This is a genomic window from Plasticicumulans sp., assembly GCF_035331805.1.
Classification (GTDB): Bacteria; Pseudomonadota; Gammaproteobacteria; order Competibacterales; family Competibacteraceae; genus Plasticicumulans.
Genome location: NZ_DAOLKE010000265.1, coordinates 1 through 5,068 on the forward strand (window position 1 = coordinate 1; position 5,068 = coordinate 5,068).

General features: G+C 70.6%; 5 protein-coding genes. 4 read left to right on the plus strand and 1 reads right to left on the minus strand.

The features are described 5' to 3' along the window. The 4 genes from PKE44_RS14855 to PKE44_RS14870 all read left to right on the plus strand — a co-directional run. The coding region (locus PKE44_RS14855; protein ID WP_324552552.1) for a C-terminal helicase domain-containing protein at positions 1-315 on the plus strand (315 nt) is incomplete at its 5' end. Positions 316-592: 277 nt separating this feature from the next. Beyond that, positions 593-2,086 carry a PAS domain S-box protein gene (locus tag PKE44_RS14860; RefSeq protein WP_324552554.1) on the plus strand — a complete coding sequence of 498 codons (1,494 nt, stop codon included), beginning with the start codon at positions 593-595 and terminating at the stop codon, positions 2,084-2,086. Further along, positions 2,055-2,477, plus strand: a complete 423-nt coding sequence (locus tag PKE44_RS14865; RefSeq protein ID WP_324552556.1) for a response regulator — start codon at positions 2,055-2,057, stop codon at positions 2,475-2,477. The genes PKE44_RS14860 and PKE44_RS14865 overlap by 32 nt, the downstream gene beginning before the upstream one ends. Positions 2,478-2,483: 6 nt before the next feature. After that, positions 2,484-4,247: a GGDEF domain-containing response regulator gene (locus PKE44_RS14870; protein WP_324552558.1), complete on the plus strand. Its 1,764-nt coding sequence runs from the start codon at positions 2,484-2,486 to the stop codon at positions 4,245-4,247. A 15-nt stretch (positions 4,248-4,262) separates the two neighbouring features. On the opposite strand, the gene PKE44_RS14875 is transcribed toward PKE44_RS14870, so the two are convergent. After that, complete coding sequence (locus PKE44_RS14875; RefSeq protein WP_324552560.1) at positions 4,263-4,934, minus strand: PEP-CTERM sorting domain-containing protein; 672 nt, start codon at positions 4,932-4,934, stop codon at positions 4,263-4,265. Positions 4,935-5,068: the final 134 nt, after the last annotated feature.

The window sequence follows — 5,068 nt, forward strand, 5'->3', positions numbered from 1 at the left end:
GGGCACGGCGAGCTGTTCCTGATCAGCCTGCGCGCCGGCGGCACCGGCCTGAACCTGACCGCCGCCGACTACGTGATCCACCTCGATCCGTGGTGGAACCCGGCGGTCGAGGATCAGGCCTCGGACCGCGCCCATCGCCTCGGCCAGACCCGGCCGGTCACTGTCTACCGGCTGGTCGCGCAGGACACGCTCGAAGAGCGCATCGTCGAGCTGCACCGGCGCAAGCGCGATCTCGCCGAGAGCCTGCTCGCCGATGCCGGCGACAGCCGCCTGCTGTCGGCCGAGGACCTACTGGCGCTGCTGCGCGAGCCGTGAGTCGTGAGTCGCCGCGGCCGGAATTCCCTTGCCGGATGGCTCAAGCCGTGTCGCCGGCGGCCGATTCCTTCCCCCTCACGGCTGCCGGCACGGCTGGCGATGCTGCGGGGCAACACGTAAACGACTGAAACGCAACGCGGATCGACACGCTGGCGGCTGATGTGCGTGTTTACGCTCCTCCGACACGCCGGCACGGACCCGGAACACGGGGACCGTGCGGATGGCTTGACGGACGAGTCCGGCTGCGCGGGCCGGAACGGGTTTCAAGGGGGCAGGCATGACGCTGGATGATGAACCGGGCCTCGGGGCCGGATTTGACGTGCTGGCCGGGCTGATCGACGCGGTGCCGGTCGGCGCGCTGCTGGCCGATGTCCGGGGCACGATCCGGCTCGTCAACCGCGAGCTGGCCGACACGCTCGGCTACGACGCCACGGAGCTGGTCGGCCGTCCGGTCGAGGACCTGCTGCCCGAGACGCTGCGTGCTGCGCACGCGGGCTGGCGCACCGGCTTCCTGCAGCAGCCGCAGCGCCGGCCGATGGGGCAGGGGCGCGCGCTGCATGCGCGGATGAGCGATGGCAGCGAACTGCCGGTCGAGGTCGGCCTCAGCCCGCTCGTGCTCGGCAGCGAGCGCTTCGTGCTGGCGACGCTGACCGATCTGACCGCGAACCGGCAGGCCGAGCTGCTGTTCCGTCAGGTCGTCGACGGCGCGCCCTACGGCGTCGTCGTCGTCGACGGCAGCGGCTGCATCGTGCTCGCCAATCCGCAGGCCGACGCCCTGTTCGGCTATGCCACGCACGAACTGCTCGGCCGCCCGATCGAATCCCTGCTGCCCGAGCGCTACCGCAGTGCCCATGCCGGCCTGCGCGAGCAGTACGGCCGTGACCGGCAGATGCGGCGCATGGGCGCGGGCCGGGACCTGACCGGCCTGCACCGCGACGGCAGCGAGTTCCCGGTCGAGGTCGGCCTGAGCCCGATCACGCTGCACGGCGAGACCTGCATGCTGGCGGCGATCACCGACATCACCGAGCGCAAGAAGATGGAACTCGACCTGCGCAAGACCAACGCCAATCTGGAGGAATTCACCTACGTCGCCTCGCACGACCTGCGCTCGCCGCTGCGCGGCATCAGCGACCTGCTGTCCTGGGTGCGCGAGGACCTCGGCGAGGCCCCGGCGCCGGCGGTCGTGAAGAACCTCGATCGCATCACGCTGCGCGTGCAGCGCATGGAGCAGCTGATCGACAACCTGCTGAGCTATGCCCGCGCCGGCCGCGCCGCCACCGATTTCCGCGAGCTTGAACTCGACCCGCTGCTCGATCGCGTCTGCGAGCTCGTGCAGCTGCCGCCGGGGTTCGAGCTGCGCCGCGAGCTTGTCGAGATCCGGCTGTTCAGCCCGCCGACGCCGCTGGAGACGGTGCTGCGCAACCTCATCGCCAACGCCATCAAGCACCACGACCGCGAGCACGGCCTGGTCCGCATCGGCTGCACGGCCGAGGGCAGCTACTGCCACCTGACGGTCACGGACGACGGGCCGGGCATCCCGAAGCCGGCGCAGGAGCGCATCTTCAAGCTGTTCCAGACGCTGACCGCCGCCGAGCGCGGCGGCAGCGGCATCGGGCTGGCCGTTGCGCGGCGACTGGCCGAGACCCACGGGGGCCGGCTGGAACTGACTTCCGACCCCGAACTGCGCCAGACCACGTTCCACGTCTGGTGGCCCCGCTTCCAGCGCCGAGACCTGCACGATGACAAGAATGAATCTGCTGCTCGTCGATGACGACGATGTCGCCACCGAGGCCGTGCTGCGCAGCCTCGCGAAGTGCGACCTGAAACCGGTCGTGGTCACCGCCGAGGATGGCCTCGAAGCCCTGCACGTGCTGCGCGGCACGCACGCGGGCAAGCGCATCGACCGGCCGTATCTGGTGCTGCTCGACCTGAACATGCCGCGCATGAACGGTTTCGAGTTCCTCGAAAACCTGCGCGCCGACGAGCGGTTGCGCGACACCGTCGTGTTCGTGCTGACGACCTCCGATGCCGACACCGACCGCACGCGCGCCTACCACGAGAACATCGCCGGCTACATGGTGAAGTCCTGCATCGGCCCGCAGTTCCGGCATCTGGTCAGCCTGCTCGACGTCTACCAGCAGACCGTGCGCCTGCCGGGATAAGCCGCCATGCCCGATTTCCGGATTCCGCTCCCCTGGCCGGAGACCACTGACAAGGCGCAGCTGCGGCTGCTGGTGGTCGATGACGACGATGTCGATCGCGAGCGCGTGCGCCGCATGCTGCTGCGCACCGCACCCGATGCCACCGTCGTCGAGGCCTGCGATCCGGAGGAGACGCTGGCGCTGCTGCAGGAGCAGGCGTTCGACTGCATGATCGTCGACTACCGGCTCGGCCGGCTCACCGGGCTCGACCTGATGGACCTGATCCGCGAGGTCGTGCCGCAGCGCTGCGCGACGATCATGGTCACGGGCCTCGGCGACGAGGAGATCGCCGGCGCCGCCGTGCGCTCGGGCATCAACGATTACCTGACCAAGAACCAGCTCGATCCGGTCGGGCTGATGCGCTCGGTCACCGGGGCGATGCGCCGCACCGCGCTCGAACGCCGGCTGCACGAACTCGCGTACTACGACGCGCTGACCGGGCTTGCCAGCCGCACGCTGCTGACCGACCGCCTGCAGCAGCTGATCGCGCGGCGCGCGCGCGAGCCGGGCATGCTGGCCGCGCTCGCCTACATCGATCTCGATCACTTCAAGCCGATCAACGACCGCCACGGCCACCACGCCGGTGATCAGGTGCTCGGCGTCATCGCCCAGCGCCTGAAGGGCGCGATCCGCGCCAGCGACACCGCTGCCCGGCTCGGCGGCGACGAGTTCGCGCTGCTGCTGACCGAGGTCGAGTCGGCCGAGGACTGCGAGGCCGTGCTCGAGCGCATCAGCCGGCTGCTGCGCGAGCCGATCCGGCTCGATGGCCGCAGCGATGGCCAGACCGTGCAGGTCACCGCCAGCATCGGGGTCGTGCTGATCCAGGACGACAGCCTCGAGGCCGACAGCGTGCTGCGCCACGCCGATCACATGATGTACGAGGTCAAGAACGCCGGGCGCGAGGGCGTGCGCTTCTTCGATCCGCAGGTCGAACGGCGCCTGAAGGCCGCGCACGACGAGCTCGAAGCGGTCGCCGCCGGCCTGCGCAACGGCGAGTTCGAGCTGTTCTACCAGCCGCAGATCGACCTCGCCACGCGCGCACCGACCGGGCTCGAAGCCCTGATCCGCTGGCGCCATCCGCAGCGCGGCCTGCTCGCGCCCGATGCCTTCTGGAACGCGCTGCAGCACAAGAAGCTGTCGGCGACGCTCGGCGAATGGGTGATCGCCAGCGCCTGCCGGCAGATCGACGCCTGGCTGGCCGCCGGCCTGCGGCTGAAGGTCAGCGTCAACGTCTCGGTGCATCACCTGCTGCACCCGTCGTTCGCGGCCCGGCTCGGCGCGATCCTCGCGGCGACGCCATCGGTGCCGCCCGGCTATCTGGAGCTCGAAATCCTCGAGACCGTCGCGATCGATGACTTCGAATCGACGGTCGCCGTGATCGAGGCCTGCAAGGCGCTCGGCGTCAGCGTCGCGCTCGATGACTTCGGCACCGGCTACTCGTCGCTGACGCACCTGCGCAGCCTGCCGCTCGACGCGCTGAAGATCGACCGCAGCTTCATCGCCTCGATGCTCGACAGTCCGAGCGATCAGGCCATCGTGCTCGGCATCCTCGGTCTCTGCCGCGCCTTCAACCGGCGCGCGATCGCCGAGGGCGTCGAATCCGAGGCGCACATCCGCCGCCTCGTCGAACTCGGCTGTCACTGCGGTCAGGGTTACGGCATCGCCCGGCCGATGCCGGCGGCCGAGGTCGCCGGCTGGATCGAGCGCCAGCGCGCCTGCGTCGCGGCCTGAGCGTACGCGGCCGCTTCAGCGGTGCCGGAGGCGCCGGCGGCCGATCAGGCCGAGCCCGCCGGCCGCCAGCGCCAGACTGGCCGGCTCCGGCACCGTCACCAGCGCGTTGGCAAGCGCCGGATCGGCGTTGCCGTCGGGCGCGAAGTCGGTGATCTGGTTGTTGTTGCCGCTGCCGACGCGCGGCCACAGGTTCCACGTGTAGGCGCCGGGCGCGAAGCCGGCCGAGGGCAGCGCCGACAGCGGCACGTCGACGCTCAGCGTGTCACCGACGAGGCTCGCGCTCAGCGTCGCGGTGACGGCCACACCCGGCGCCAGCGTGCGCACGGTGGCGGTGCCGAGCGCATCGATGACCACGACCGAGTCGAACAGCACGCCGACACCGCCCGGCAGCGTCGCGAAGCGCTCGGTGCCGGCGCCGCGATCGAAGCCCCAGACGTACAGCGCGCCCGGCGTCTGCCCGAGCGTGTCGGCCAGCGTCGCGCTCAGGTGGAAACCGCTGCCGTTGAAGATGACCTCGGCGAACAGCACATCGACATCGCCCTGCGCCGGCACGCCGGCATAGGTCGACAGGATGTCGCCGGCCGGGTCGGTGACCGGCACGGCATGGGCGGGAGCGGCGGACAGCGCGGCGAGCAGCGTGGCGGCGAGCGGCGCGAGCAGCGAGGCGACGGGCGGACGGCGGTGCATGGGGTGTTCTCCCTTCGGTCAGGAACCGCGAGGCTGCGGTTCGCCGGGGGCTACACCGGCACCGGTGCCGGGCTTCCATTGCCATTCGTTCAGCTTGCCCGGTCGCGCGGATGGCAGCGGCCAGACTGCAGCGA

Excerpts from the sequence above, each read along its gene's own strand:
- PKE44_RS14870 (WP_324552558.1), top strand. The coding sequence starts at position 2,484 with ATGCCCGATTTCCGGATTCCGCTCCCCTGGCCGGAGACCACTGACAAG.
- PKE44_RS14860 (WP_324552554.1), top strand. The coding sequence starts at position 593 with ATGACGCTGGATGATGAACCGGGCCTCGGGGCCGGATTTGACGTGCTG.
- PKE44_RS14875 (WP_324552560.1), bottom strand. The coding sequence starts at position 4,934 with ATGCACCGCCGTCCGCCCGTCGCCTCGCTGCTCGCGCCGCTCGCCGCC.
- PKE44_RS14865 (WP_324552556.1), top strand. The coding sequence starts at position 2,055 with ATGACAAGAATGAATCTGCTGCTCGTCGATGACGACGATGTCGCCACC.